Below are 24,575 nucleotides of genomic sequence, written 5' to 3'. Positions count from 1 at the left end.
AAATCCGGGCTGGCGGCGCGATGAAGCACTCTCGACACCCTCGCCCGCCGTCAGCTCCCCTTATGCCAGCTCCCCAACTTGAAGCGGCGCGCCGGGAGGAGTATCGTAAGGGGGATAAGGAGAGATGATGGGTGAAGCAGAAGAAGGAAGGAAGGCTCGCGGCCTCAGGGCTGCTCCATAACGAAGGCGCCTCCTACGTGCTCGTCGTGACGGCCGTCGAGGCCGAGCGCGACGCCGTCGTGCGGGGGCTGCTGAAAGCATGCCCGAAGGAAACCTGCGGCGAGGCGGAAGGACCGCTGCGCCGCGTCGGGCGCTATATCGTCGTCGCCGGAGGCGTCGGACCGGCCGCCGCGGCAGCCAGCACGGCGCTGGCCATCGCCGGAGGGCCGGCGCTGCGCCATGTCGTCAGCGCCGGCATCGGCGGCGGCTTCCCCGGAGCCGCGCCGATCGGCTCCGTCGTCGTCGCGACCGAGATCGTCAGCGCCGATCTCGGAGCGGAGACCGCGCAGGGCTTCGCCTGCGTGGACGAGCTCGGATTCGGCTCGTGGCGCGTGCGGACGGACAGCGGACGCGCCGAGGCGCTGGCGGCAGCGCTGCGGCAGGACGGCGTGATCGCGTCGGCGGCGCCGGTGCTGACGCTGTCCACGGTGACGGGCAGCACGGAGACGGCCGCCGAGCTGCTGCGCCGGGTTCCCGGCGCGGCGGCGGAGGCGATGGAAGGCTACGGCGCGGCGCTCGCCGCCTCGATGCAGGGCATCGAGGCGATGGAGATCCGCGCCATCTCGAACGCGGTCGGCCCGCGGGACCGCGACGCCTGGCGGATCGGCGACGCGCTGGCGTCGCTGGAGCGCGCAGCCGCGATTTTGCCGGAGGTGCTGAACATCCGATGAGCATGAAGATCGCTTATTCCCCATGCCCCAACGACACGTTCGTCTTCCACGCCTGGGCGCACGGCCGGATCGACGGCGCGCCCGTGCTGGACGTGACGTACGCCGACATCGACGTCACCAACGGCTGGGCCGCGCGCGGAGAGGGCCCCGAGGTCATGAAAATCTCCTACGCGGCGCTTCCCTACGTCCTGGACCGCTACGCCCTCATTCCGTGCGGCGGCGCGCTCGGCCGCGGCTGCGGCCCGCTCGTGCTGACGGCCGGCGGCGGCCGGATCGAGGCGGAGGCGGCAGGCCATTCGACGGCGACGGCCGATGGAGACGCAGCAGCCTCAGTTTCCGATGCCGGAGCGAGCGCGGCGCAGCGAATGGAACGGCTGGCATGCGCTAACGCTGGCGAACGGATTCAACCGCTGGATCCTCCGGCTGGAGCAAGCGCTGCCGGCGCGGCCCATGCCCATGCAGGAGCGGCGGCGCCGGGCATGGACCCGTCCTGGCTGAGCGGACGGACGGTCGCCGTGCCGAGCGACCGCTCCACGGCGTACCTGCTGTTCCGGCTATGGACCGCGCAGCAGATCGGCGGCGAGCCGCCGCGCATCGTCGTCCTGCCTTTTCACGAGATCATGCCCGCCGTTCGGGACGGCCGTGTCGACGCGGGCCTCGTCATCCACGAGGCGCGCTTCACCTATCCCGACTACGGCCTGACGCTGATGGCCGACATGGGCACCTGGTGGGAGGCCGACACCGGCCTGCCGATCCCGCTCGGTGCGATCATCGCCCGCCGCGGCCTGGATGTCGAGTCGCTGGCCCGCTGGACGCGCGCCTCGGTCGAATACGCCTGGTCGCATCCCGACGAATCGGCCGAATATGTGCGCGAGCATGCCCAGGAGATGTCGCCGGACGTCGCCCGCTCCCACATCGCGCTCTACGTCAACGAGTTCACCCGCTCGCTCGGCGAGGACGGACTTGCGGCCGTACAGTCGCTGCTCGGCCGCGCGGCCCGCGAAGGCCTCGTCCCCGAGTTCGACCCGGCGCTGCTGCGCAGCTAAGGGCTCTCGCGCCTCTGCCGCTTCAGAGCCTCGGCGGTTGCGGGTGCGCCATTCCCGCCCTGCCGGCTGCGACCAGCCCCGATCTGCATCTTGGATCGGGGCTTTTGCACATCTAGGTGACGACTCGTCCCTAGCGTGAAGGAGCGGAGCATGACGGCAGTCTCGACTCCTTCATGCTGCGCAATCCGCTTCGTCGGCTTCGCTGAGGGCAGTCTCGACCCCTTCATGCTGCGCTACTTGCTCCAGCGGCTTCGCTGACGGCAGTCTCGACCCCTTCATGCTGCGCAACACGCTTCGGCGGCTTCGCTGAGGGCAGTCTCGACTCCTTCATGCTGCGCAACACGCTCCGGCGGCTTCGCTGACAGCAGTCTCGACCCCTTTATACTGCGCTACTTGCTCCAATGGCTTCGCTGACGGCAGTCTCGACCCCTTCATGCTGCGCAACACGCTCCGGTGGCTTCGCTGAAGGTAGTCTCGACCCCTTCATGCTGCGCTACTTGCTCCAGCGGCTTCGCTGACGGCAGTCTCGACTCCTTCATGCTGCGCTACTTGCTCCAGCGGCTTCGCTGAAGGCAGTCCCGACCCCTTCATGCTGCGCAACCCGCTCCGACGCCTTCGGCTTATTGGTCATCGTGATCTTCGTGAAAGCATGCCTGCACTTTTCAACCGCTGGCGTCCGAAGACTCGGCCGACAGCATGAAAGGGCAGGCTATACATGATTTACCTCCATGCAGCAGAAGCTACCGTCGGATCCTCATCCTTCGCCCTCATCCGGCCTGGATCAAGGCTTGACACGACGAATCGGCTCCGCTACACTCAACATATGAACAATTGCTCATATATTAATTAATAAAAGGGGATTCCTTATGAATCATGAACCGGATCCAGGACGCAGAAACTCGGACGACCGGAAGGCGACGCCTCCTTCCGAGAGCCCGCCCAGCCGAGGGCATGCGGGTCACAGCCATTCCCACGTCGAGCACAGCCATTCTCACGCTGGACACGGCCACACTCACAGCGCGCACGGCCATTCCCGCTCCCGGCATAACCATTCCCACTCCGGACACAGCCACTCCCACGCGGGTCACGGACATGTCCACGGAGGCGGCAGCGGCAACAAGCGCGGACTGCTGATCGCCTTCCTCATCACGACCGGCATCATGGTGCTGGAGTTCTTCGGCGGGCTTGTGACGGGCAGCCTGGCGCTGCTCTCCGACAGCGGCCATATGCTCAGCGACGCCGGCGCGCTGCTGCTGAGCCTCGTCGCCATCAGCGTCGCCGCCCGGCCGGCCTCGCCGAAGCGCACGTTCGGCTTCCGCCGGTTCGAGATTCTGGCGGCCTTGTTCAACGGCGCGACGCTGATCGCCATCGCCATCTTCATCCTCGTCGAGGCTTGGGGCCGATTCTGGGAGCCTCCGACGGTCGCCAGCCGCTCGATGCTGCTGATCGCCGCGGTCGGACTGCTCGCCAACCTCGCCAGCGCCTGGTTCCTCATGCGGCAAGGCGACGTGAAGGGCAACGTCAATCTGAAGAGCGCCTACCTGCATGTGCTCGGCGACGCTCTCGGCTCGGTCGGCGCGATCGCGGCCGGGGCGCTGATGTGGGCGTTCGGGTGGTACTGGGCCGATCCCGCCATCTCCGTGTTCGTGTCGCTGCTGATCGTGAAAAGCGCCTGGGGCATGCTCCGAAGCACCGTGCACATCCTCATGGAAGGCGCTCCCGAAACCGTCGACACGCAGCAGGTCCGGGACGATCTGGAGGCTCTGCCCGGCGTCATCGACGTGCATGACCTCCACATCTGGACGATCACCTCCGGCCTCGACGCGATGACCTGCCATCTGCTGGCGGATGAACAGGCCGATCATCGCCTGCTTCTGAAGCAGGCCATTGAACTGATGAAGGATCGTCACGGCATCAGCCACTGCACGATCCAGATCGAAGACTCCAGCGTCCGGCATGACGAGCTCGGATGCTGAACGTTTGCGGCTTGCGCCTTCCCGCGCAGGCCTTTTTATTTTCCACATATAGCCAAACGACGTCGAATCTAGTACGATGTTCCTATTCCTAACTAGGATAAAAGATTCACATTCGACATCGATTGGAGCGGAACTCATGTTCAAACCGAAATCCAAGCTTATTCTCGGCCTGCTCGCCTTGACGGTCGCCATGCCTTCGCTGGCATCTGCATCTGCATCTGCAGCTTCAACCTCCCCTTCGCCCGCCTTCACCGACCTCCCTGGAACGTACTGGGCCAAGGATGCGATCGACAGCCTCGTGCAGCTGGGTGTCGTCAACGGCTTCGAGGATCGGACCTTCAAGCCCCAGTCGCCGGTCACCCGCGAGCAGTTCGCGCAGCTCGTCACGTTGTCCTTCTATCTTGACCTTCCCGAAAACCCTAGCCAGTCGTTCGCGGATGTCTCCCCTTCCCGCTGGTCGTACCCCGCCGTCGAGTCCGCCAAGGAATTCCTGACCGGCTATTACCCGCCGAGCGGGCGCGCCTTCTTCAATCCGACGGGCAAGGCGACCCGGGAGGACGTCGCCGTCGCTCTGGTCAAGACGCTCGGCTACCAGCCCGACGAGCTGGAGAACAAGCAGATTCTAACCCGCTACTACGATTCCGACGAAATCTCTCCCGGCCTCGAGACCTACCTGGCTCTCGCCGTCGAGAAGAAGCTGCTTACCGGCTACAACGACTACACGCTCAAGCCGGCGGACCCCGTCACCCGGGCCGAGGCGGCTGCCTTGCTGTACCGCGTCATGAAAAGCGCCGCAGGCGACAGCCAGCAAGCCCTGTCCCTCCAGGTCAACGCGCCCGCTACGACCGCGACTTCCACCTTTTATGTATCGGGCACCGTCACCAAAGGAGCGAAGGTGTTCTTGAACAGCACGGAAGCTGAAGTCGAGCAAGGACAGTTCCGCGTCGCCCTGCAGCTGGATGAGGAAGGCACCTACACGTACACTGTCACGGCCCGCATGCCGGGAGGCAAATCCCAGATTGTGACCAAGGAAATCAACTACGAGAAAGGAGCGCCTACGCTTACCGTCAGCGGCGTCCCGGAGCAGACCGACAAGGAGAGCATCACCGTGTCCTGGAAAGCGACCGATCCAAACGATAGCAGTCCAACCATCTATGTCAACGGACAGAAGCAATCCAGCTTCTCCGAGTCGGCCACGGTGAAGCTGTCGGAAGGCGCCAACGTCATCACCGTACGGGCCGAGAACCGCTTCGGCAAGTCGACGGAGGTCGTGAAGACGGCCGTGCTGTCGCTGGGCGGACCTTCGCTGAACGTCTCCCTTCCCGAGACGACGGACAAGAGCCGGGCCGTCGTCAGCTGGACCGTCAGCGACAAGAACGACTCCTCGCCCAAGGTGTACGTCAACGGACAGGAGCAGTCCAGCTTCCAGTCGAGCGCCTCGCTCGAGCTGAAGCAAGGGCCCAATACGATCGTCGTGCGCGCCGAGAACAAGCAGGGCAAGTCCACGACGGTCACACGCGTCATCACCTTCACAAGCGCCGGACCGTCCCTGCGCCTGGAAGAGACGGCAGCGGTTGTCGACAAGGAAAAGCTGACGGTCAGCTGGAGCGTGTCCGACCTCAACGACAGCAGTCCGCGCGTCACGCTGAACGGGCAGGAAATGTCCAGCTATTCGAGCAGCGCGCAGGTCGCGCTCGTCCCTGGTTCCAACTCCATCCGGCTCGTCGCCACGAACAAGCTCGGCCAGAAGACCGAGCTCACGCGAGAGGTGCAGTTCCAGCCCGCCGCTCCGACGTTGTCGATCGGGTATGCGCCGGAGACGACGACAGCCCAGGAATTCACGCTGACCTGGACGGTGTCGGATCTCAACGACAGCCAGCCTAAGGTCTATGTGAACGACAAGCTTGCCTCTTCCTACAGCAACAGCTGGAACGTCAAGCTTCAGAGCGGCGCCAATACCTTCCGGTTCGTCGCTTCCAACCGCTTCGGCCTTTCGTCGGAAAAGACGATAACCATTACTTATCAACCTGAAGCTGCTGCGCCTTCCTCTTCCTAGCCCCATGCCAAAAGCCCATCTCGGCGATGCTATCGCTGGATGGGCTTTTCGCTTTCGTTTCATCCCTGGCTTATGAATTGAATGACGCCGACAGAAATCAGCACGAAAAAGAGAACGGTCGCCATGACGACGAAGCCGGTCAGAAAGGGTTTGCCAAACCCTCTCTCCTTCAACGCAGTCGGCACATGCCTCTGCTCCACCGACTCTCTCGCCCGCTCCCTTTCCCTAGCCTCCAGCACCTCGACCCGCTGCTTCAAGTCCTGCACTTCCCGCTCCAGATTCATGGCTGCATCCCTCCTCGTCCCACCCTATCATGATTTGTTCCATTTATGGAAGTTAAAGAAACTTTCGATTTCCTTTTACGTCTAAATGAATTGGAAAGCGGGGCTTGCCGCTCTGCGCGCCCGATTCTACCGTCAAGGAGAGAGAACTGTTGCTGCATCATATCGAATTGTACGTCTCCAACCTGGAAAGATCCGCCTCGTTCTGGGGCTGGTTCCTCGGCGAGCTCGGGTACGAGCCCTTCCAGGAATGGCCGGAAGGCCGCAGCTGGAAGCATGGCTCGACCTACCTCGTGTTCGTGCAAGCGAAAGAAAAGCATCTGGACGTGCCGTATCACCGCTCCCGGGTCGGACTGAACCATCTCGCGTTCCATGCCGCCTCGCGGGAGCAGGTGGATCGGCTGACCGAGGAGGTGCGAGCCAAGGGCATGAAGCTGCTGTACGAGGACCGTCATCCTCATGCGGGCGGGGCCGGGACGTACATCCTCTTTTTCGAGGACCCGGACCGCATCAAGGTCGAGCTCGTCGCCCCGCCCGAGCTGCCCTGAGCTATGGTATAATGGCCGGAGCCGAGCCCGATCCGGGCTATCCCCCTTTGCAAAGGAGCGCCGCCGACATGGCCTACATCCGCCCTCTCCATACCGATGCCGACTTCCAGGAAGCGCTCGACGAACGCATCCCGGTCCGCGTCTTCCGCGACGACCATATGGTCGAGTCCGGCAGCTGCATCGTGCGCTTCGACGAGCGCACCGTCGTGCTGCAATCGGGCGTCGCCGACCTCGCCTATCATGCGCGGGCGCAGTGCGAGTTTTTCGAGCTGCGCAAGAGAAGCTGAGCGAGCGCAGCCCTCGCGCGCGGCGGACTCCCGCATGCGCGATCCACATTTAGATCAAGCAAAAAATCCTGCCGACTCGGCAGGATTTTTTTGCATCCATTAAACTACAATGCCGACACTCACATCTGAAGCTGCTTGAGGTTGTAGAACTCGCCCTTGCATGCGATCAGCTCATCGAACGTGCCGACCTCGAGGATGCGTCCGCGCTTCATGACGACGATGCGGTCCGCGTGGCGGATCGTGGAGAGGCGATGGGCCACGATGAACGTCGTGCGGCCCTGGATGAGCTGCTGCATCGCCTGCTGCACATGATGCTCGGAGGCGTTGTCGAGCGCGGACGTCGCCTCGTCGAGCAGGATGACGCTCGGATCGCGCACGAGCGCGCGGGCGATCGCGATCCGCTGGCGCTGGCCGCCGGACAGCTTGCCGCCATGCTCGCCGACCATCGTGTCGATGCCCCGCGGGAGGCGAGAGACCATCTCGCTCAGATGCGCCCGCTCCACCGCCTCCATCACCTGCTCCTCGGTGATGCCCTGCAGGCCGTAGGTGATGTTGTCGCGGATCGAGCCGGAGAACAGGATGTTCGTCTGCGGCACGACGGCGAGATGGCGGCGGTACTCGGACAGGTCCAGCTCGGACAGCGGCACGCCGTCGACAAGCACCCGCCCAGAGGTCGGGTTCAGGAATCCGATGACGAGGTTCAGGATCGTCGACTTGCCCGCCCCGGACTCGCCGACGAACGCCACGCACTCGCCCGCGCGCACGTCCAGCGCCACCTCCTCCAGCACATGCTGGTCGCCGTCCGGGAACTTCAGCTGCACGTCCTCGAAGCGGTACTCCCCGCTCAGGCGGGTGAGCTTGAGCTTGCCGGCGTTGTCCTCGATGTCGGTCGAGCGCAGGATCTCGGTGATCGAGGAGATCGACTCCGTGCCCTTGGCGATCATCGGATAGACGTTGATGAGCGCCGTGATCGAGCCGAGGATCATGCCGAAGTAGCCCTGGTACATGACGATGTTGCCGACCGGGATGCTGCCCGTGTAGGCGAGATAGGCGGTGAACAGCAGGCAGACGACCTGCACGATCTGGAACGTCACCCAGCTGGAGGCGCCGAAGTACGCCTCGACGAGGTCCATGCGGTAGCCCTTGCCCTGCAAGCGCCGCAGCGTCGTGTCGATGCGGTCGATCTCGACCTGCTCGAGCCCGTGCGCCTTGGTGACGGGGATCATCTCGACCATCTCGGAGACGTGGCTGCTCATCGTCTCGATCTCCTTGCGGAACTCGCGGTTGCTCTGCCGGATGCGCCGCTTGAACATCTGCATGACGCCGATCGCGGCCGGTACCGTCAGCACGTAGAAGATCGAGAAGAGCCAGTTGGAGTAGAGCGTGAGCCCGAAGGCGATGACTACGTTGAAAATCGCCGGGATGAACGCCAGCATGAGCTGCTTGCTCATGCCCTCGACGGCCTCGACGTCGCGCAGCACCTTGGACTGCAGCCGGCCGGCGGCCAGCTCGCGATGCGAGTTGATCGACAGCTGCTGCAGCTTGCGCACCATCGCGCCGCGCAGCCCCGCCTCGACCGAGCGGATCGCGCGGCTGAGGAAGCTGACATAGGCGGCGTGGGTCGGGATGTTCTGCAGGACGACGGCGATCAGCACGGCGAAGTTGATCCACAGCTCCCGCAGGCTATGCTGGCCGGGCTGCGCGACGATGTTGATCATGTTGGCCGTCACGATCGGCAGCACGTAGACGGGCAGGCTTTTGACCAGGAAAAAGACGATCGAGATCGTCAGGTTGAGGAAATTCCCCTTGTACAGCGCCATCAGATACTGGAACGCCGTCCGGTTCTCCGTCGTCGCCGCCTGCTGGAAGGCGCTCTCGAAGGAAGCGCTGGAAATCGGGGCCGGCGCGGTGCGGTTCATCATGTAGGATCATCCTCGTTCTGTTAGGCTAACACCCGTTCGACAGGTCATGGGAAGGATAAGAGATGGCCGTCCCGGTGTCAATGGCCTTTGTGGGAAAGAAGGAAGGACGGAATGAAGTCGAATTAGAAATGGAAGTGAAATGGAAGGGGATGAAGGAAATGGGGGTTGAAGAATCCATGACGAACATGCTCTTGCTCGCCATCCTCGTCGTGCTGCTCCTCATCTGGGAGCGCATGCCGAAGGACAAGCCGTACTCGCAGCGCAAGCTGGAGGAGGCGATGGAAAGAGACCGTCGGGAGCGGGAGAAGAACGAAGAGAATCGTTCATAAAATTGGAAATAAGAGGATGTTATCCCCTGTAAATTGATAACCCCCCCTCAAGATATGGATATTATATGGCATAATTTCCTTGTAATTCTTCACTGGCCAGTGAACCCATTTCTTATATCCAGGAGGAAAATCACTTGAAAAAAAGCAAGTTGAAAGCCTTTGCCGTCTCCGCCGCGGCACTTGCCCTGATCGTCTCTGCCCAGCCTGCCTTTGCCGCCTCGTCCGTATCCGGTTCCGCAGGCGGAGCCTGGACTTCCGGCAGCGTAAGCATCGGCAGCTCGAGCGGCAGCGCCTCCACGTCCAGCGGAAGCAGCTCCGCTTATGTGTCGGTGGAGGTCGTGTATCGATATTATGCCGGACTTACCACTACTCCTTATCCAGTCACCAAATCAGCTTCCGGTTATCAGCCAGGAGTTTCAGCGACCGCGAATTCAGCTCACCAACCAGTTAGATCCATCGATGCTAGAGGAACGCATTATGTGAAAGTCGGGACTGGCACTTGGACCGATACGACATTTACAACATCTTAAAGCGACTTTGCCGTTGCTCTTTCAAGAGCAACGGCTTTTATACCTATCTGCGGAGGACTCCATTATGAACTCAAACGCCTCTAGACCAACTAAAACATCCCTTTTGCTCCTTGCATCGCTTCTCCTCCTGCTGGCCTTTGGTGCTTCAGGATGCTCCGACAAGAAGTCGTTCTCGGAGAGCAATGAGTACGATCCCAATTTCGACTATCCCTACGCCTTCCATCGGCAAGGCTACGCTCTGAACTTCGCTCCTTCCGAGGACGGGTATTACGTTACGTATAAAAATTTATTGTACTTTATCGATGCGCAGCGCCTGCAGCCCATCGTGCTGGACGCGCGTCCGAACAACGGCTGCAAGTCCGCTCCGACCGTAGAGACCTGCCGAGCGCTTGTTTCGAACGAACAGATTTTCATTCGATTTACCCAAGTCTACGATGAACGCTTATATACTCTTGAGAGCAAGACGATCGACGGCGAGGGAGGAGTTCCTCAGACGGAGTACACTCTGGTCCGCATGAAGCTTGATGGGACAAGCCGGGAAAACGTCATGACGTTTCCGCTTCGCCCTACGACGATCGCTCTTCACCGAGGCTATCTCTATTTCACCATGACAGGATCGGACAAGGACGGCCGCTACACGAGCAGCGTCAATCGAGTGTCCATGGAGAACCCTGCCGGCAAAGCGGAAGTTCTTGGAGAAACCAAGGATGAAAAGGCTCAATATCTGGACGTTCTGCCCTTCGGCAACCAAATTTACTGGCATTTGCTCGGGAGCCCCTATCATGCCTATCGGCATGACCTGTCTAGCCGAGAGACGATCAAGCTGTGGGACAGCAGCGATTCCGGCTCGACCAATCTGCAGGCCTTATCCGGCGACAAGCTATACTTCTCCCGATTTTACGGCAATCCAAACGACCCCAGAAGCTATATCCGCTATCAATCCGATTTGGACGGAAGCCAGATCCAAGAAGTAGCGACTCCGCATCCGGCGGTGCTCAGCTTCTTGACCGCGGACTCGGCTTATTTGTACCAGATGCCGATCATCCCCTATCTTGAGGATGCTCCCGGCGTGCCGAACCGGCTCGACATTTTTCAAAAGTCAGACTCCGCAAAAGCGATGAGCGTGGATACAAGCTTCGCTCCTCGAGACTTCGGCCTTCTGCCAGGCGATGACCGCTACTTCTTTGCCACGTTCATGAGTAAAGATGGACATCCTCTTTACACCGCCCTCAAAAAAGCGGACATCCCGTCCGGCAAGGCCGCCTTCACTTCCTTCATGGAGAATCTCTGACATGGAGCTTCGCTGGAGGCTTCTGACGCTGGAACTCCGCAAGCTCCTCGGCCAGAAGCGGACGATGGCGCTCATCCTCGTCCTGCTTGCGGCTGGAGCCTTCCTCCGGCACGAGCAGCAGCTGCGGGAGCAGCCCGAGCTCATCGCGGCACGCGAGGACTATGAAGCTCTCGAAGCTTCCTACGCCGGGATGAGCGAGAAGGAGGGCCACGAGCGGGCCGAGGAAGCCGTCCAGCGGCTGAAAGCCTTTCAGGCGTTCTCGCTCGCTGCGACGGCCGAAGGCGATTCGCCCTGGAGCCGCATGGCGGAGGAAGCTCTAGCGAAGCAGCCGGAGCTTCTGGAAGCCTACCGCGACAGCATCTACGTCAACGATCCGAACCGCATCGCCCGAGAGCTGTTCCTGCAAGCCAAGATACTGGAGCAATACGAACACTTTCAGCAGCACCGCGACTTTCTGACTGGCATGGCGAGCTATTCGGAAACGATCGGCTCGTATGCCATCTTCGCCGAGGACTCGCCCTTCCTCACCCGCAACCGGAGCCAGACGGTGGAGGATTTCCGCAAGCTGGAGGGAACCCCCTATGGCCTCGGACTGCAGGAAGGGGTCGTGGCTAGCACGGAGCAATCGGCGCTGGATCTGCTCGACCTGCTGATCCTGTTCCTGATCGCATCGGCGGTATTCCTGCCGGATCGGACCAGCGGCCTGCGCTCGCTGCAGCTGGCTTCGCCCTATGGGCGATTGCCTCTCTTCGGGACGAAGCTCACGGTGCTGCTGCTCGCCGTCTCGTTCCTGGCGCTGGCTTCGACGGGACTTCGGCTGGCCGACATGGGGCTGTTGTACGGGTTCGGAGACGCGACCCGTCCGCTCGTCTCGATGCCGGCCTTTCAAGCCGCCGCAGAACGGTGGACGGTCGGCGAGTTCCTGGCGCTCTATGTTGTCTGCAAGCTGTTCGTCCAGCTTGTGCTGGCGCTGCTGCTCGGCCTCCTGTTCCTGATCTTCCGTCAATCTGCCGCCATTTTCGGCATCGCCGGCTTGCTGGCGGCCCTGCAGCTTTTCCTGTATGAGTCCATTCATCCGGCGTCGGCGTGGAATTGGATCAAATGGATCAACCTGGCCGCATGGACAGACTCTTCGCAGCTGCTCGCCGCTTATGAAAATCTATCGCTGCTGGGCTACCCCGTATCCAAACGGACCGCCGGGCTGATCGCCTTATCCCTGCTTGCGCTCGCGCTGCCCGCCTGGAGCGGCTGGCTGTTCTGCCGCCACGAGCCGTACCGCCTCCGCCTGCTGCCTCCCTCCTGGATCGAGCGGCTGAACCGTCTGCCTTTCCGGCTCGCTCGGCGCAATTCCCTGCTGGTCCATGAGCTGCGGAAGCTGCTTGTCTCCGGCAAAGCCATCTTCGCGATCCTCGCCGCCTGCATCCTGTGCGGGCAGCTGCTTCAGCTGGAGGGACGATGGTATGAGCCGGATGACGCGGCCTACAATGGGTACCTCAGCCAGCTCGGAGGCGAGCTTACCGAATCCAAGCTGCGCTGGATGGACGAGGAGCGCCAGCGGCTTGACCGCATTCCGAGCCAGCTGGCGCAGGCGCTGGAGCAGCTTCGCTCCGGCAAGCTGGACCCAGCAGGCTACTTCGAGCAGACGAGAGAGCTGGAGACCCTCGGCCAAAAGGAAAAGGCGTTCCAGCGGGTCGAAGCGCAGCGCGACGAGCTGCTGAAACAGCGCAGCCGCGGCGTGGAGCATCTCGGCTTCGTGAATCGCTTTGCCAGCGATTCGCTGTTCGACTCCGAGAGGAAGGACCTCGGAGTCGGCCTCTGGATCGCAGCGCTGCTGCTCGTCGGGATCAGCCCGCTGGCGGCGCTGGATCGGCAGGCGCACATGGAGCCGCTCCTGCATGCCGCTCCGCGAGGCCGCGAGAAGCTGCTGCGGAGCAAGCTGCTCGCCGCCTCCATCCTCGGCTGGGCGATCGCGCTGCCGCTGCTCGCCGTGAAGCACGTCAACAGCTATCGGAGCGATCCGTCCTGGGACAGCTCGCTCGCCGTGCAGAGCATCGAGTCGTTGGCCCGGATCGGCGGCTCCCTCTCCATCCGCGAGTATATGTTCGTCACTGGAGCGCTTCAAGCCGTCATGCTCCAATGTCTTGTGCTGCTGCTCGCCGCGCTGGCGATCTTCGCCCGCAGCCAGACCGGCTTTCTCATCCAGGGCAGCCTGATCTTCCTGCTTCCGCTGGCGCTCCATGCGGCAGGTCTGGAATGGGTAGCTTCGTTCAGCTTCACCTTCCTGTTCCATTTTCCGCAAGCGTTCGACGGTCGGAGCTACTGGCCGTCGGTGCTTCTCGCTTGCGGCCTGACCGCAGCACTGGCCGCCGCTGGCTGGAGGCTGGCCTGGGTCCGGTACGTCCATGATCCATCCGAAAGAAAGGGGCGACAGCATGACGCTCACGCTGGATGAAGTGACCAAGCTCTATCCCGGACGCAAGACGCCCGCCGTCCGCTCGTTCACGTCTGAGCTGACAGCGGGCGTATACGGGCTGCTCGGGCCGAACGGCGCAGGCAAGTCGACGCTCATGAAGATGATGACCGACCAGCTGAAGCCGTCGGCCGGAGCGGTCCGATATGAAGGGCGTCCGATCGCCTCCCTCGGCAAGTCGTATCGCCATGTGCTCGGCTACATGCCTCAGCAGCAGGGCATGTACGCCGATTTTACCGGGAGGCGCTTCCTCTGGTACATGGCCGCCCTCAAGGGGCTGGACCGCAAGACGACGGCCGCACGCACCGAGGAATGGCTGCAGCGGGTCAACCTGGAGCAGGATGCGGACCGCAAGCTGGGCGATTATTCCGGCGGAATGAAGCAGCGCCTGCTGCTCGCCCAGTCGCTGCTGAACGACCCCAAGGTGCTGATTCTGGACGAGCCGACGGCCGGGGTCGATCCGAAGGAGCGCATCCGCATCCGCAACATGATCGCGACGCTTGCCGGCGACAAGATCGTGCTGCTCGCCACCCACGTCGTCGAGGACATCGAAGCGATCGCCAAGGAAATCATCCTGATCCGGGGCGGCGAGAAGATCGCCCAAGCCCCTCCTCAAGCCGTGCTCGCGATGGCGGAAGGCCGCGTGCGCGAGTATCGGATCCGCGAGGAGGAGCTGCAGGCGTTCCAGGAGGCGCATCGCGTCAGCCAGATCAAGCGCGATTCGGGCGGCATCTGGGTCCGGGTCGTGCAGGATGAGCCGCTGTCCGGCCTGCCCATGCGCGAGGCGGCGCCAAGCCTGGAGGACGTCTATCTGCATCTGTTTCAGGATGCGACTTGAAGCGCGGAGCGGCCTGCTCCGCGCTTCTTTTGAATCAAGCCCTCGCTCAGCTCTTGATCGCCCCGGCGGCGATATCGGAGATGAACTGCTTGCTGACGAACAGGAACAGGACGATGAGCGGGATGACGGCCAGCAGCGTGCCGGCGATGACCATGGAGTAATCGGTCACGTAAATGCCATTCAGCGACGAAAGCGCCACTTGCAGCGTGAACTTGCTCTCGTCGGTCAGGATGATGAGCGGCCACAGGTAGTCGTTCCAGGCGCCGATGAACGTGAACGCGCCGAGGAACGACAGCGCCGGCCGCAGGATCGGCAGCGCCACGTTCCAGTAAAGGCGCATGAAGCCGCAGCCGTCGATGCGGCCCGCGTCCAGCAGCTCGCTCGGCACCGACTCCTGGGCGTACTGCCGGATCCAGAAGATGCCGAACGCGTTGGCCATGCCGGGGATGATGAGCGCCTTGAACGAGCCGACCCAGCCGAACTTGGCCATGATGACGAACGACGGCACGAGCGACAGCTGGGCCGGCGCCATCATCGTGGCGAGCAGCAGCACGAACAGGAGCTTTTTGCCGGGAAAATCGAACTTGGCGAACGTAAAGCCCGCCAGCGAGTCGAAGAACAGCACGAGCACCGCGCAGGCCGACGCGACGAACAGCGTGTTCCAGAACGCGCCGAAGAAGTCGATGTTCTCGAACACGCGGGAGACGTTGTCCCCGAGCCTCGTGCCGAACCAGAGCTTCGGCGGGAAGCTGTAGATGTCCGCCGTCGTGCGGGTCGCCATGACGAGCAGCCAGTAGAACGGGAACACGGAGAGCAGCAGTCCGGCCGTCAGGCCGACATGCAGCAGGATCGATCGGGCTTTCATCTCACTTCACCCCCTGGTCGTGGGACGGACGGCCTTGGACGAACAGCCAGTTGACGATGGAGAAGAGGGCGATCAGGAGGAACATCCCCCACCCGACGGCCGCCCCGTAGCCGAAGTAGTTGTGCACGAACGCTTCGCGGTACAGGTAAAGGACGATCGTGAGGCCGCCGCCGCTCGCGCCGCCGTCGTTGCCGACGAGCACCTGGGGCTCGGTGAACACCTGCATCCCGCCGATGGTGGAGGTGATGAGCGTGAACAGGATGATCGGCCGCAGGTTCGGGATGGTGATGCGGAAGAACGCCTGCATGCCCGAAGCCCCGTCGATCTTGGCCGCTTCGTAGAGCACGGTCGGGATGCTCTGCAGACCGGCCAGATAGATGATCGCGTTGTAGCCCGCCCAGCGCCAGATCACCATGACGGAGATCGCCAGCTGGATGCCCCAGGTGCGGTTCAGCCACTCGATGGAGTTCAGGCCGAGCAGGTCCAGCACGTAGTTCAGCAAGCCGTAGTTGTTGGAAAAGATCGTGCCGAAGATGATCGCCACCGCGACGAGCGAGGTGACGTTGGGCAGGAAGTAGCCGACGCGGTACAGCGTCCGCATCCGTACGAACGCGGAGTTGAGCAGGAAGGCGACGACAAGCGCCAGGAACAGCATCGGGATCGTCGAGTAGATCCAGATCAGGAGCGTATTGCCGACGGCCTTCCAGAAGTCCGGATCGGTCAGCATGAAGCGGTAGTTGTTCAGCCCGTTGTAGCTCATCCGTCCGATTCCGTCCCATTTTTGGAAGGAGAGGTACATGGAGAAGGCGATCGGGAACAAGCCGAACACCGCGAACAAAAGGTAAAACGGGGAGATGGCGAAGTATTCCTTGCGGTGCTTCCAGATGCGCGCGCTCAAGCCGTCCTTGGTCCGCGGGGAGCGCGGGGCGCGGGGAGACTCTGCGTTCAGCATGGGTTTGCCCATAAGGGTGACCTCCTGTCAGCCATTGGTCTATGGGGCGGCGGCCGTCAGCGCAGCAGCTCTTTTTGGATGCGGTTCTGCGCGTCGTTCCAGGCTTTGTCGGGATTCTTGCCCTGCAGGACGACGGAGGTCAGCTCGCGCAGGGCGATGCCGTTGACGTTCGTATACTTGCCTCCGAAGTACGCCGGCTTCACGTTCCGCGCGGATTCCGCGAAAATCTCGCCCGTAGCCTGATGCCCGAAAAAGGGCTCCTTCTCCTTCATGCTCGGATCGTCCAGCGCTTCGGCGGCCGAGGGGAACAGATTCAGATTCTTGTAGGTCTGGATCTGATGGTCGGGACTCTGCAGGTAGCGGATGACGTCGAACGCTTCCTCCGGGTAAGCGCTCGTCTTCATGATAGCGAGGAAGGAGCCCCCGTTGTTGCCGTCTCCCCCGGGAGCCCGCGCCACCCTCCACTTGCCGCCCGTATCGGGAGCGGCCTCCTCCAGCACCTGCTTCATCCAGACGGCCCCGACGAAGGAGGCGATGCCGCTGTTGTTCATGGCGGCGCTCCACTCGCTCGTGAAGGCGTTTACATTCGCAGCCAGCTTCATCTCGGCGGCTTGGACGGCGAGATTCCAGGCCTTTCTCATCGAGGATTGCGGCTGGTCGCCGATGAACCGGTCCTCCTTGGAAAAATAAATCCGGTCCGACTGGGCGTTGACCTGCGTGTAGATGTTGTTGGCGTTGTCAAGCATCTTCACCTTGCCGCCGAAATGATCCTGCAGCTGCTTGCCCGCCTGCAGATAGCTTTCCCAGGTGCCGAGCTGCTCGCGGACCTCGGCCGGATCGCTCGGCAATCCCGCCTGCTCGAACAGATCGGCCCGGTAGAACAGCGCGGTCGGTCCGGTATCGATCGGCAGCGCGATCATCGTTCCGGCGGGGGTGACGCCGAAGTTCCATTTCCAATCGAGGAAGTCCGGCTCGATGTCCTTGGCGCCGAGCTCGTAGAGGTCATAAAAGCGATCCGAGCTGACGAACAGCTCCGAGACCCAGTCATTGAAGGCGACGATGTCCGGACCGGCCGAGCCGGCGGCCAGCGTCGTCTTCAGCTTGGACTTGAAGTCGCCGCCGATCTTTTGGGCGTTGATCTTGATGCCGGGAAACTTCTGCTCGACCGATCGGATGAGGCCGTCGTCCAGACTTCGGTTCCAGTACCAGAGCGTAAGCGTCTTCGTGTTATCGGCCGGAGCCGGACCGCCGCAGCCGGCGGCGACGAGGGCGAACGGCAGCAACGACAAGGCGACCCTTCGGAATTTAATCACTCCGTCATTCCTCCTGACATGCTGGACTTCGCCCCTCCCGAGGACAGGCCTATGCCGCTCCCGGGTCGAGCGCTTTCCTGTATCCGCTTTCAGTTTATTCCGCTCTTCGCCCGAACTTGACCGCGCGGAACGAATTTAGGCGACATATCCGATGTTAAAAAAAACCGAAGCAGCTCGGCGAGCTTTTCTCGCCGAGCTGCTTCGCCTCCGAGGAGCCGCCCCTCCACGCTTCCGCCGGCTCTAGCGCCGCTTCTTCTTGCGCAGGTCCTCCATCAGCTTTTTGCCGGTCGGCGTCTGGGCCAGCCCGCCGCCGGCCGTCTCGCGATGCTTCTCCGGCATCGCCGCGCCGACCTCGAGCATGACCTGCACGACCTCGTCGCTCGGGATGACGCTGCGCACGCCGGCCAGCGCCATGTCGGCCGCGGCGAGCGCGGTGACCGCGCCGAAGCCGTTGCGCACGATGCACGGGATCTCGACGAGCCCGCCGACGGGATCGCAGATAAGGCCGAGCGTATTCTTGAGCGCGAGCCCGACGGCATGCATCGCCTGCTCCGGCGTGCCGCCGCGCAGCTCGGCGAGCGCGCCCGCCGCCATCCCGATGGCGGAGCCGACCTCGGCCTGGCAGCCGCCCTCCGCGCCGGAGACGAAGGAATTGTTGGCGATGACGTAGCCGATCGCGCCTGCGGCGAACAGCGCCTCGGTCATGACGTCGTCGTCCCAGCCGAACCGCTCCTGCGAGCTGACGAACACGCCGGGGATGATGCCGCAGGAGCCCGCCGTCGGCGTCGCCACGATGCGGCCCATCGAGGCGTTCACCTCGGAGACGGCGAGCGCGTACGCCATCGCGCGTCCGGCGTCGCCGCCGAGGCTCGGCTCGGCGCTCTCGTTGTAGGCGGCGACCCGCTGGGCGTCCAGGCCGGTGAGGCCGCTGCGCGACGTCGTGTCGCGGGTCAGGCCATTGTGGACGGCTTCCTTCATGATGCCGTAGTACGCTTTCATCGTCGCGAACTCTTCCGCTTCCTCGCGTCCCGACTCCTTGGCCTGCTGCTGCAGCATGAGGCGCCCGATCGTCAGGCCGCCCTCGCGGCAGCGCTCACTGAGCTCCTTCAGCGTCCGAAAGTTCATCCGCCATCTCCTCCTCTTCCCCGTTCAGATCGACATAATCGGTGCCGAGCACATGCGGCAGCCGCCGCACCCGCTCCAGCAGCTTGCCGGGCGCCTCGCCGTCCAGCTCGACGACCGCAAGCGCCTCGCCCTGCCGCTCCATCCGGCTGAGCGACAAGCCGGCGATGTTGAGCCCGGCCTCCTCCAAGGCGGCGGTCAGCCCGGCGATGACGCCCGGCTGGTCGCGATGGCGCACGAGCAGCGCCGGGCAGGAGCAGCCGAACTTGACGGCGAAGCCGTTCACCTCGACGATCTCGACGTTGCCGCCGCCGATCGACGTGCCGAGCAGCGACAGCTTGCGCCCGTCCGCGGCCTGCAGGTCGAGCCTCACGGTGTTGGGATGGGGGAACAGCCCCTTGCCCTCGCGGAAGGTCAGGTCCAGGCCCGCCTCCTCGGCGAGCTCGACCGCATCCGGCAGGCGCGGATCGTCGGTGCGCATGCCGAGCAGCCCGCCGGCGACGGCCGTATCCGTGCCGTGGCCCTGGTAAGTCGCGGCGAACGAGCCGAAGAAGCTGACGCGAGCCGACTCCGGCATCGCGCCGAGCAGCCTGCGGGCGGCCAGCCCGATGCGCGCCGCGCCGGCGGTATGCGAGCTGGAAGGGCCGACCATGGACGGCCCGATGATCGAGAAGACATCCTTGAAGCGCATGCGCTTCCTCCTTTGCGTATCGCTGAAATGAAAAGGAACAGGGCGGCGGAATGCGTCAAAGCAAAGGCTCGCGCGAGCCCTCTGCTTCCCCGTATTCCACCGCTCTGTCCCTTGTACCTGAGAGTTGCCTCCGCCAGCGCCGCGATATCGGCGCCATGAAGTTTCCCCTTGGGTGATTCCGACGCGCCGCCTTGCGGGCGAGCCGAGGGCTTTCGTTGCCCGATCGGCCGTCCGCAAGGCGGCGCGGAATGCTCTCCAGAGCTGCGTCCGGCAAAGGTCCTTTTGCCTGAGAGATTCCCCTGCGTGCAGGTTGCTCCTTCGGCGTCGCCCCGGTCCTGCAGGCAATCTCTCCCGCTGCCATCATCCGCTGTGCCTTCTCATTATATGCAGGAGGACAGCCGGCTTCAACCCGGAGAGGGCAAGTTCGGCTATAGCCGATCCTGCCCCTACTCCCCGTCCCCCCTCGGGGCTTATGCTGGTTGAAGAAGGAGGCGATGCGTTCATGACCATGGCGTTGAAAGGAAGGACCGCGCTCGTCACCGGCGTCAGCCGGGAGGCGGGCATCGGCACGGCGATCTGCCGCGCGCTCGCGGAGCAAGGCGCCGATCTGTTCTATACGCATTGGCGCGCGTATGACGCGGAGGAGGGCTGCGGCCTGCAGATGGGATGGCCCGACCGGCTGCAGCAGGAGCTGGAGGGCATGGGCGTGCGGGCCGGCCAGATGGAGGCCGACTTCATGGACCCGGACGCGCCCGTGCAGGTGCTGGACGAGGCCGAGCGCGCGCTCGGACGGCTGCCCTCGATCGTCATCCACAATGCCTGCTACTGCGCTCCGACCAGCTATCGGACGCTGACGCAGGAGTCGCTGGATCGGCATTATATCGTCAACAACCGGGCTCCGGCCCTGCTCAGCATGGAGTTCGCGCGCCGCTTCGAGCAGGCGCATCCGGCCGGAGGGGCGGGACGGATCCTGTTCCTGCTGTCCAAAGGGCAGGACGCCGACAACCTCGCGTACTTGGCGACCAAGCAGCTGCTGGCGGGCTTGATCGAGCCGCTGGCCGCCGGGCTCGCGCCGCTCGGCATCACGGTCAACGGGCTTGACCCGGGCCCGACCGACTCCGGCTGGATGTCGGACGAGCTCAAGCGGCAGCTCTTGCCGCTGTTCCCGATGGGCCGCATCGGGCGGCCGGAGGACGCGGCCCGCGCGCTCGCCTTCCTCGCGAGCGACGAGGCCCAGTGGATCACCGGCCAGGCGATCCGCTCCGAGGGCGGGTTCCTCGGGCGGTAGGGGGAGCGGGCGGATGCGGCATGGGGGCGGATGCGGGGCGGATGCGGGGCGGATGCGGGCGGATGCGGGGCGGATGCGGGGCGGATCGCTCGGAAGGCAGCATGCGGGCCGTCCAATGGCAGCCCGGCCCTGATTCCAGGCTAGAACTGGCCCCCTGATCGAAAAAGCCTTCCCGCCTCGCTTCGAGGCTCGGGAAGGCTTCTTTACGGTACTGCCTTTTATACGGCCAAGCCCCAGATGGCGCCGCCGGCCAGACCGGCGGGACTACCGGCGGCGGAAGCCCCGCGCCAGGAGGCAGCGCGCCCGCTCCAGGCGGCTTGCGCCGGCAGCGCGCGCACGTCGACTGGGCCGCGAGCCTGCGGCGCGCCCGCGTCGCTGCGCGCGCCATCGCCGCCGGCGCTGCCGTCCGCCGGCACGGCGGCTGCGCCGGCCGAGGCTTGCGCCCTGCCGCGCCCCGCCAGCGCGGCGGCGGCTACGGCCGGCTCGAGCGCTTCCTGCTCGGCGAGCGCCGCGATCGCGGCGGCATCGCCCGCGCGCAGCGCCGCCGCCAGGCCGCGCACGCGCGCGAGCAGCGCCTCGTCCGCGGGCTCGCGCAGCCCGCCGGCGGCCAAGTCGCGGCGGACCGCGCCGAGCGCGCGGCGGGCGCGGTGCATCGCCGCCTTGACGGCGCCCTCGGTCATGCCGAGGCGAAGCGCCGTCTCCGCGATGCTGCTGCCGTGCATCTCGCGCAGCAGCCACACCGCCAGCTGCAGCGGCGTCAGCCGCCGGCCGAGGGAGTGGAGCATCGTCTCCAGCTCCCACCCTCCGGCGGCTTCGCCGCTTGCTTCCCGGTCCGGCTCGGCTGCGGCAAGCTCCGGCAAGGAGCGCTGATGCAGCGCCTTTTTCCTCTGCTGGTCGGTCCACAGATTGCGCGCGATGCGCAGCAGCAGCGCCTCGCGGTTGGCGTGCCCCTCCCAGCCCGGGTAGGCCAGCGCGCGGCACCAGGCGGACTGCTCCAGATCCTCGGCGTCCCAGCGCGAACCGGCCAAGGCGAGGCAATAGCGGCGAAGGGCGCTGCGCTCCTCCTCGGCGGCCATGCGAATTGCGTCCATGCGGCAGCTCCTTTCTGCGTGCGGATATCGGTATTCGGTAAACGAACAGCCGCCTCGAAAGGATACGCGAACCGGCGAAATTTATTTCTTTTTCCGCCTCGTATCCTCGGCTTGCGCCGGTTCGTTTACCGGGGGCATGAAGCAAACCAACGGCCGGCCGCCATGCTGCGGCCCGGCTGACGAGGAGGAACCCCGATGAACCACGTGCCGTACGTCGTCGAGCAGACCGCCAAGGGCGAGCGCTCCTACGACATCTACTCCCGCCTGCTCAAGGAGCGCATCATCCTGGTCGGATCCGCCATCGACGACGCCGTCGCCAATTCGGTCATCGCGCAGCTGCTGTTCCTGGCGGCGGATGACGCGGAGAGAGATATCACCATGTATATCAACAGCCCCGGCGGCTCGACGACAGCCGGGCTCGCGATCTACGACGCGATGCAGCTCGTGAAGCCGGACGTCCAGACGATCTGCACCGGCGCGGCGTATTCGTTCGGCGCGATCCTGCTGCTTGCAGGAGCGAAAGGCAAGCGCAGCGCCCTGCCCAACAGCGAGGTCATGATCCACCAGCCGCACGGCGGAGCGCAAGGGCAGGCGAGCGACATCGCGATTTCCGCCCGCCGCATCCTGAAGACGCGCGAGACGCTCAACCGCATCGCGGCGGAGCGGACCGGCCAGCCGCTCGAGCGGATCGAGCGGGATATGGACCGCGACTATTTCATGTCGGCGGAGGAGGCGCTGGAGTACGGAATCATAGACCGCATCCAAACTTAGCGGCAGCGCGCTTGTTCCAAGCTCGATCATCGACCGCATCCAGACCTAGCGGCAGCGCGCTTGTTCCAAGCTCGATCATCGACCGCATCCAGACCTAGCGGCAGCGCGCTTGTTCCAAGCTCGATCATCGACCGCATTCTAAGGCAGCGGCTGCAACCGAACTCATGCGGGCCGAACATGACAAGGGCAACTCTTCCCTTGTTTCCCATAGCCTAGCTGGATAGTCGTTTTTTTCTCGCTGCACGCTCGACTCCTATCCTAATGTATTCCCCATCCGGTATGATGGAAGCAAGACCCATTCCGCTCAAGCGAGGTGAACCGCCCATGCTGGATAAGCTCATTGGAAAAAAGGTTCTGATCCACTTTCTCGACGGCACGCTGGCTGAAAACGGCGTCCTCGAGCAAGCAGACGACAAGTTCGTGAAATACGTCACCGACTATCAGGAGCTCTACATTCCCATCACGTCCATCCGCACGATCAGCCTGCCTTTGAAAGAGAGAGAAAAGCCCAAGGTCGGCTTCGCCTGACCCCACGCTGCTTCGATCGGCCCCGGCGCATGCCGGGGCTTTTTCGATCGCCGGCAACCCCTGCAGCCGAGAATATGCCGATCCAGCCGCTCTACAACATTCATGTCTGCTTCCTTCTCCCCAGCCTCGTCAGAAGCAGGTTCGCTCCCGCATAGAGCAAGCCGGCGAGAGCGAACGGCCATAGCTCAAAAACAAGCAGCGGCTCCTCCGTCCAAGGCGAGCCAGGTTCGCTGACCGGCAACCCTCGCCCCGCCGCTCCGCCAAGGAAGCCGAACAAAGGGAGCTGCAGCCAGCGCGGACGAAGCCAGCGATCCGCCGCCAAAGTGAGCGGCAGCGCAAGCACCGCAAACGCCGGCGGCCCGAGCAAGCCGACTGCGAATAAAATCATTCCGTCATAGACTTGCCCATACGCCGTCATGGCGGCAGCCGCCAGCAGGATGAGGAACACAAAGAGGAGGAGAAGCGGCTTCACCACGGTCGTTCCCGAAATTCTTCCCGATGGCCGGCAAATCTGCTTCATGACAGCCTGTCCGGCGGCAAGCGATGGGAAGACGGACGACCACTTCTCCCCAGACTCGTCAGCAGCAGGTTCGCTCCCGCATAGAGCAGTCCCGCAAGCCCGAACATCCACCACGACGTCCATGGGCTGAGCCCATAGCCCTCCCGGAAGTACAGCGGATAATCCCGATAGTGCAGCTGTCCCGCCCATAGGAAAAGTCCGAGGAACAGCGCGATCTGCAGCAGCGGATGGCGCAGCCAGCGGTTGACTGCGAGCGTAATCGGCAGCAGCACGACCGGATACAGAACCACCGCGAGAAGCAGCACCATCGCCACAAAGATGCCGCCCAAATTCATCAAGCCGTAGTATTCTGTCGTCGCGATCTTGTAGCCCTCGATCCGCTCCACGCCAAGCGCCGCGCCCATGAACAGCGCTATAAAGACAAGATAAAGCAGCAGATACGTGACGATTGCGCTGCCGCTTACCCTTCCGCTTGCCGGTGAGCTTTCGGACGGTTCCCTGAACCGTCCTGCGGCTTCCTCTTCCTCCGACGTCCATCCGCCCTTGTTCATTCCCCATCTCTCCCATTCCTATGGAATAGCGGCCCGACCGCCATCCAAGCTCTTGCCAGCCCCAGAGCCAGCGCTCCTCCGCTGAACAGCAGCAATCCCCCCAGTCCCGCCGCAGCGAGCGGCGAGTCATGGTCCCACGGCGCAGCGTCGGCATGCGTCAGCCCGTATCGGAGCAGCCCGAGGCTGCCTGCCGCGAGCAGCAGCGCGCCTACGAGGGCGCCGCTGACCGCATGCTTCGCCCTGCGGCATGCCCGCCGCCCCGGACGCCGTGAGAAAGAGCCTCCCTGGCATCCAGCGGCGGAAATCCTTCCACTGAGGTTGGCGTTCCTTTTCCACGCGCCGGAGCCCGGCACGCTCTTGACTGCGGCCGCCCCTCTCGTCCCGCTCCTGCCGCTCCTTTTTTGAATCGCCATCACGAC

25 protein-coding genes and 1 riboswitch are annotated in these 24,575 nt (G+C 63.6%); of the genes, 14 read left to right on the top strand and 11 right to left on the bottom strand.

What is annotated here, in order from left to right:
* The first annotated feature begins 170 nt into the window (after positions 1–170).
* The 4 genes from HGI30_RS02290 (at position 171) to HGI30_RS02275 (ending at position 5,968) form a co-directional block, all read left to right on the top strand.
* Positions 171–890, top strand: coding sequence for a futalosine hydrolase (locus HGI30_RS02290; RefSeq protein ID WP_206110079.1), 720 nt, complete (start codon positions 171–173; stop codon positions 888–890).
* 2 nt (positions 891–892) lie between these two features.
* On the top strand, positions 893–1,936 hold the full coding sequence (locus tag HGI30_RS02285) for a 1,4-dihydroxy-6-naphtoate synthase (protein ID WP_168909674.1): 1,044 nt from the start codon (positions 893–895) through the stop codon (positions 1,934–1,936).
* An 866-nt stretch (positions 1,937–2,802) separates the two neighbouring features.
* Entirely contained in the window at positions 2,803–3,912 is a 1,110-nt protein-coding gene (locus tag HGI30_RS02280) for a cation diffusion facilitator family transporter (protein ID WP_168906211.1), read from the top strand.
* 136 nt (positions 3,913–4,048) lie between these two features.
* Complete coding sequence (locus tag HGI30_RS02275; protein ID WP_168906210.1) at positions 4,049–5,968, top strand: S-layer homology domain-containing protein; 1,920 nt, start codon at positions 4,049–4,051, stop codon at positions 5,966–5,968.
* A 59-nt stretch (positions 5,969–6,027) separates the two neighbouring features.
* Here HGI30_RS02275 and HGI30_RS02270 read toward each other — a convergent pair whose 3' ends face one another.
* Positions 6,028–6,252, bottom strand: coding sequence for a hypothetical protein (locus HGI30_RS02270; RefSeq protein ID WP_168906209.1), 225 nt, complete (start codon positions 6,250–6,252; stop codon positions 6,028–6,030).
* Positions 6,253–6,401: 149 nt separating this feature from the next.
* On the opposite strand from HGI30_RS02270, the gene HGI30_RS02265 reads away from it, so the two are divergent.
* Positions 6,402–6,797, top strand: a complete 396-nt coding sequence (locus HGI30_RS02265) for a VOC family protein (RefSeq protein WP_168906208.1) — start codon at positions 6,402–6,404, stop codon at positions 6,795–6,797.
* A 68-nt stretch (positions 6,798–6,865) separates the two neighbouring features.
* Positions 6,866–7,084 (top strand): hypothetical protein, encoded by a 219-nt coding sequence (locus HGI30_RS02260; RefSeq protein WP_168906207.1) that lies wholly within the window; start codon positions 6,866–6,868, stop codon positions 7,082–7,084.
* A 119-nt stretch (positions 7,085–7,203) separates the two neighbouring features.
* Here HGI30_RS02260 and HGI30_RS02255 read toward each other — a convergent pair whose 3' ends face one another.
* The gene (locus tag HGI30_RS02255; RefSeq protein ID WP_235680289.1) at positions 7,204–9,006 is read right to left on the bottom strand and encodes an ABC transporter ATP-binding protein; all 1,803 of its coding nucleotides are present in this window, start codon (positions 9,004–9,006) and stop codon (positions 7,204–7,206) included.
* Positions 9,007–9,068: 62 nt separating this feature from the next.
* On the opposite strand from HGI30_RS02255, the gene HGI30_RS02250 reads away from it, so the two are divergent.
* From HGI30_RS02250 to HGI30_RS02230, 5 genes are all read left to right on the top strand, one after another.
* The gene (locus tag HGI30_RS02250; RefSeq protein WP_168906206.1) at positions 9,069–9,335 is read left to right on the top strand and encodes a hypothetical protein; all 267 of its coding nucleotides are present in this window, start codon (positions 9,069–9,071) and stop codon (positions 9,333–9,335) included.
* A gap of 134 nt (positions 9,336–9,469) precedes the next feature.
* Positions 9,470–9,865 carry a hypothetical protein gene (locus HGI30_RS02245; RefSeq protein WP_168906205.1) on the top strand — a complete coding sequence of 132 codons (396 nt, stop codon included), beginning with the start codon at positions 9,470–9,472 and terminating at the stop codon, positions 9,863–9,865.
* A gap of 64 nt (positions 9,866–9,929) precedes the next feature.
* Positions 9,930–11,156 carry a hypothetical protein gene (locus HGI30_RS02240; protein ID WP_168906204.1) on the top strand — a complete coding sequence of 409 codons (1,227 nt, stop codon included), beginning with the start codon at positions 9,930–9,932 and terminating at the stop codon, positions 11,154–11,156.
* A gap of 1 nt (position 11,157) precedes the next feature.
* Positions 11,158–13,608: a hypothetical protein gene (locus HGI30_RS02235; RefSeq protein WP_168906203.1), complete on the top strand. Its 2,451-nt coding sequence runs from the start codon at positions 11,158–11,160 to the stop codon at positions 13,606–13,608.
* Positions 13,589–14,464, top strand: coding sequence for an ATP-binding cassette domain-containing protein (locus tag HGI30_RS02230; RefSeq protein ID WP_168906202.1), 876 nt, complete (start codon positions 13,589–13,591; stop codon positions 14,462–14,464). The genes HGI30_RS02235 and HGI30_RS02230 overlap by 20 nt, the downstream gene beginning before the upstream one ends.
* A 46-nt stretch (positions 14,465–14,510) precedes the next feature.
* On the opposite strand, the gene HGI30_RS02225 is transcribed toward HGI30_RS02230, so the two are convergent.
* The 5 genes from HGI30_RS02225 to sdaAB all read right to left on the bottom strand — a co-directional run bounded on the left by HGI30_RS02225 (position 14,511) and on the right by sdaAB (position 19,407).
* Positions 14,511–15,329: a carbohydrate ABC transporter permease gene (locus HGI30_RS02225; protein ID WP_168906201.1), complete on the bottom strand. Its 819-nt coding sequence runs from the start codon at positions 15,327–15,329 to the stop codon at positions 14,511–14,513.
* A 1-nt stretch (position 15,330) separates the two neighbouring features.
* Positions 15,331–16,293 carry a carbohydrate ABC transporter permease gene (locus tag HGI30_RS02220; RefSeq protein ID WP_168906200.1) on the bottom strand — a complete coding sequence of 321 codons (963 nt, stop codon included), beginning with the start codon at positions 16,291–16,293 and terminating at the stop codon, positions 15,331–15,333.
* A gap of 44 nt (positions 16,294–16,337) precedes the next feature.
* Entirely contained in the window at positions 16,338–17,594 is a 1,257-nt protein-coding gene (locus HGI30_RS02215; protein WP_168906199.1) for an ABC transporter substrate-binding protein, read from the bottom strand.
* 240 nt (positions 17,595–17,834) lie between these two features.
* Positions 17,835–18,719, bottom strand: coding sequence for an L-serine ammonia-lyase, iron-sulfur-dependent, subunit alpha (gene sdaAA, locus HGI30_RS02210; RefSeq protein WP_168906198.1), 885 nt, complete (start codon positions 18,717–18,719; stop codon positions 17,835–17,837).
* Positions 18,688–19,407 (bottom strand): L-serine ammonia-lyase, iron-sulfur-dependent subunit beta, encoded by a 720-nt coding sequence (sdaAB, locus tag HGI30_RS02205; protein ID WP_168906197.1) that lies wholly within the window; start codon positions 19,405–19,407, stop codon positions 18,688–18,690. Before sdaAB ends, sdaAA begins: the two co-directional genes overlap by 32 nt.
* 264 nt (positions 19,408–19,671) lie before the next feature.
* Positions 19,672–19,771: riboswitch (glycine riboswitch) on the bottom strand.
* A 138-nt stretch (positions 19,772–19,909) separates the two neighbouring features.
* Here sdaAB and HGI30_RS02200 point away from each other — a divergent pair.
* Positions 19,910–20,695: an SDR family oxidoreductase gene (locus HGI30_RS02200; protein ID WP_168906196.1), complete on the top strand. Its 786-nt coding sequence runs from the start codon at positions 19,910–19,912 to the stop codon at positions 20,693–20,695.
* 218 nt (positions 20,696–20,913) lie between these two features.
* On the opposite strand, the gene HGI30_RS02195 is transcribed toward HGI30_RS02200, so the two are convergent.
* Entirely contained in the window at positions 20,914–21,786 is an 873-nt protein-coding gene (locus HGI30_RS02195) for an RNA polymerase sigma factor (RefSeq protein ID WP_168906195.1), read from the bottom strand.
* Between the two features lie 195 nt (positions 21,787–21,981).
* Between HGI30_RS02195 and clpP the strand changes: the two genes are divergently transcribed.
* The gene (clpP, locus tag HGI30_RS02190; RefSeq protein WP_168906194.1) at positions 21,982–22,557 is read left to right on the top strand and encodes an ATP-dependent Clp endopeptidase proteolytic subunit ClpP; all 576 of its coding nucleotides are present in this window, start codon (positions 21,982–21,984) and stop codon (positions 22,555–22,557) included.
* Positions 22,558–22,881: 324 nt separating this feature from the next.
* The gene (locus HGI30_RS02185; protein ID WP_168906193.1) at positions 22,882–23,085 is read left to right on the top strand and encodes a hypothetical protein; all 204 of its coding nucleotides are present in this window, start codon (positions 22,882–22,884) and stop codon (positions 23,083–23,085) included.
* Positions 23,086–23,185: 100 nt separating this feature from the next.
* Here the strand turns inward: HGI30_RS02185 and HGI30_RS02180 are convergent, their stop codons facing one another.
* Genes HGI30_RS02180 through HGI30_RS02170 form a run of 3 tightly spaced genes read right to left on the bottom strand, consistent with a single transcriptional unit; the run spans position 23,186 to position 24,569 of the window.
* The gene (locus HGI30_RS02180) at positions 23,186–23,557 is read right to left on the bottom strand and encodes a hypothetical protein (protein ID WP_168906192.1); all 372 of its coding nucleotides are present in this window, start codon (positions 23,555–23,557) and stop codon (positions 23,186–23,188) included.
* A gap of 44 nt (positions 23,558–23,601) precedes the next feature.
* The gene (locus tag HGI30_RS02175) at positions 23,602–24,156 is read right to left on the bottom strand and encodes a hypothetical protein (RefSeq protein ID WP_168906191.1); all 555 of its coding nucleotides are present in this window, start codon (positions 24,154–24,156) and stop codon (positions 23,602–23,604) included.
* Complete coding sequence (locus HGI30_RS02170; RefSeq protein WP_168906190.1) at positions 24,153–24,569, bottom strand: hypothetical protein; 417 nt, start codon at positions 24,567–24,569, stop codon at positions 24,153–24,155. Before HGI30_RS02170 ends, HGI30_RS02175 begins: the two co-directional genes overlap by 4 nt.
* Positions 24,570–24,575: the final 6 nt, after the last annotated feature.

Source organism: Paenibacillus albicereus, assembly GCF_012676905.1.
Classification (GTDB): Bacteria; Bacillota; Bacilli; order Paenibacillales; family Paenibacillaceae; genus Paenibacillus_O; species Paenibacillus_O albicereus.
The sequence above is the reverse complement of the archived record's forward strand: the minus strand, read 5'-3'. Positions and strand labels throughout refer to the sequence as shown.